General features: G+C 37.8%; 2 protein-coding genes. Both read left to right on the top strand.

The features are described from left to right. Positions 1–5 precede the first annotated feature (5 nt). Positions 6–134 carry a gamma-type small acid-soluble spore protein gene (locus C9J35_RS23145; RefSeq protein WP_235616419.1) on the top strand — a complete coding sequence of 43 codons (129 nt, stop codon included), beginning with the start codon at positions 6–8 and terminating at the stop codon, positions 132–134. A gap of 166 nt (positions 135–300) precedes the next feature. Then, positions 301–810: a DUF3231 family protein gene (locus C9J35_RS23150; protein ID WP_107927167.1), complete on the top strand. Its 510-nt coding sequence runs from the start codon at positions 301–303 to the stop codon at positions 808–810. Positions 811–1,233: the final 423 nt, after the last annotated feature.

Here is a 1,233-nt window from a genome sequence, read left to right on the forward strand (position 1 = left end):
ACTCAATGAACGAAGAATTCGGGACTGAGACTGATGTTAACCAAGTTAAACAACAAATTCAGCAAGCAGAAGCTAAGAAAATACAAGCTTCTGGTCGTAACGCAAATAATGGTTACGGAAACAATACTAATTAAGTTGATAATAAGCCCAAACCGGCAATCTTTTTCTGCCGGTTTTTTATTCTCCCCTGCTGAATAAAATCCTCAAAGTGTTCAGTAACCTTGTTTTTATATGAATTATTTTTTAAATTTCATCCATACTTGTTTAAAAAAAGGCAAGAAACCAGAAAGGAAGTGTAGTATGGGCATACTTAGCGGAAATCCAAAAGATGAACCATTGCATTATGGTGAAGTATTTAGTGTTTGGTCAGGTTTAGTTGCAGGCTCTAGCATGATTGCTGGCTATCAAACATTCTATAATCATGCAGGTGACGAAGATCTAAAAAAAATTATTGAAGATATAATCGACCTTTGTAGGGATGAAGTAAAACAATTAGAAAAAATCTTAAAAACTAATGGTATTGGTTTACCACCTACTCCACCTGAAAGACCTGTAGCAAGACTGGAAGATATTCCTCCAGGAGCAAAGTTTAATGATCCAGAAATCAGCGCCGCACTTACAGCCGACCTAGTTGCTGGATTGGTTGCATGCAGTCAAGCAATGGGCACTTCAACTCGTGAAGACATTGCTTTAATGTATGGTCAATTCCATGCGGCAAAAGCTCTAACCGGTGCTAAACTTCTACGTCTTAATAAAAATAAAGGTTGGTTAGTTTCACCACCATTACATGTAGATTATCCAGAAAAATAGTATCTATTTACCTGACAAACCGTCTCCCCAGTACTAAAACTGGGTTTTTTTGGTTTTGATGCCCCCCACTACTAAACAATATCTTTCACTTGTTTCATCTCCGTTCATACTGCCGTCACTGAAAGTAAATCTTCGTCGTTTAGGCTTTCCTTAGGGCTCTTAAAGGTAGCCCAGAAGATGTGAGTGAAAATACAAAAGGTGAAGAAAATGGACTTGGACACAACAACAGGCAAAAAACCAGCTAAAAAGAGGAAAAAATTGCTTATCATTTCACTTAAAATTTTAGCAGCATTCGTATTATAAGGTCAGCCAGAGAAATCTGGTTGACTATTTTTTATTCAATTTATAGATTGATAGTAGCCGGGGTAGAACGGAAGCTCCCGTGGGACTTGATCCCGACAACTAAACTGTTCGCCCTCTACT

Source organism: Lysinibacillus parviboronicapiens, assembly GCF_003049575.1.
Classification (GTDB): domain Bacteria; phylum Bacillota; class Bacilli; order Bacillales_A; family Planococcaceae; genus Lysinibacillus; species Lysinibacillus parviboronicapiens.